The 1,590-nt window shown below is 39.5% G+C and carries 1 protein-coding gene; it reads right to left on the reverse strand.

The features are described from left to right. Positions 1-1,463 (reverse strand): IS1634 family transposase (locus T489_RS0112265; RefSeq protein ID WP_031580304.1); only part of this gene is annotated, 1,463 nt, incomplete at its 3' end. Between the last annotated feature and the right edge of the window lie 127 nt (positions 1,464-1,590).

The raw sequence follows: 1,590 nt of genomic DNA on the forward strand, positions 1-1,590 counted from the left end.
CTTTCTTCAACTTCATTTCGTTCTGTGTAAGCGCGTGAAGCTTCAACAGGATCACTTACAAAATCTGAAAGCAGAACTCTTATACCCTTACACAGCATGTATTCAAATTTCTTGATGTTATTGATTACCTTTCTTCCATTTGAATCTTCTGTAACATAGGTAGAAAGGAAATCAGTCTCATCCTGAGTAAGCGGCTCAATACCTTCTCTCTGCTTATCCAACAGCTCTGCTATCCCGGCTCTGAATTTATCTTCAGCCTCATTCCTGATTTCATGATCAAGGTAGATATGAATAAACATTCGGCCTTTCTCGCGTTTGCATCTTGTGGAATCCTTGTTGTAGTTACCGGGATAGCTCCAGTCAATCTCTGTGGTAAGAACATTCTGTTCAAGTTTTCGGTTATAACTGCAGTCATCAAGAAGATAGGAAAGATTCTTTGCAATCAGATTCCTGCAGATGCTGAAGTTGAGCTTCATGTTGAGGATAAAGCTTTGATTGTCCTGATAGAGCTTATGTATATTTTTGACTGAACCATAACCCTTGTCTGCGACCAGAACAGCTCTTCGATTTAACCCCATCCTTGCATATTCCTTGAGTAGATGGTTAAACGTAGATACATCCGGTGTTGATCCTGCGTAGTGTCTGTAGTACAGAGGACAACCTGTGCGTTGATTTACAAGCATTACCACGTTTATCTGTTTTAGCTGGTCTCCGTCTTTGTTGTGTCCCCATTCTGCAAAATCAAGGTTGTCAGAGCAGGTTGAAATGGAGGTTGAGTCCAATGCATAGTAAACATTCTCCTTTGACTCATCCTCTTCTTCGATGCAGCACTCATTTAGCTTTTTCAAAAAAAGATCAATTCTTTCCTGATTAATATGTTGGAGGAATCTGGTGATGCTGCTGATTCCAAGTGGTCTGTGGTATGGAAGTCTGGTACCTGAAGCAAAATCCTCGTACAGGTACATGCCTTTATCCGGTTCGATTGCTTTGAAATAGGCTAGAGAAAGAAGCTTCCTGGCTCCGTAATACTTGTCAAAAGCTCTGCTCAGAGCTTTTGACAAAGGTGTTGACGCAACAATCTGATCAAGCAGCCAGGTTGCACCTGCATGGAGTACCTTTAGAGAAACAGCCTTTCTTATGAATAAAGAGTTTTCATCCATATCTTCAGCCTGTGAAAATTCAAGCTTATAGCGCGTAAGTTTACCTTTTGATTTTAGCTTATCAACAACTCTGGTTGTCTTTAATTTCTCGAGGATTGGATACTGATTCAAGAAATCCTCAGTCCATTCGATAGTACCGGTTAGGTTACCGCCAATAATCTTACCAACGGTAACGGTTTTGCCCTTGACTCTGACAGACATGTGACGTACAGGATCCCATGCGTTCTCATAAGAACAGACATAAGTATATTTACCATTTCTATTGAAAAGCAGAGGAGGAAGTTCGGGAGTATCAACAACCATAATTGTACCTATATAGTTACACGTTAGTATGTAACTATAATAACATAAAAAATAAAGGAAGTCTCTTATTTTTTGGACTTCCTAATAAATTATTTTTGATAATGTAACTAGATATTCAAAGAATGGG

This window comes from Ruminobacter sp. RM87, assembly GCF_000701925.1.
GTDB lineage: Bacteria > Pseudomonadota > Gammaproteobacteria > Enterobacterales > Succinivibrionaceae > Ruminobacter > Ruminobacter amylophilus.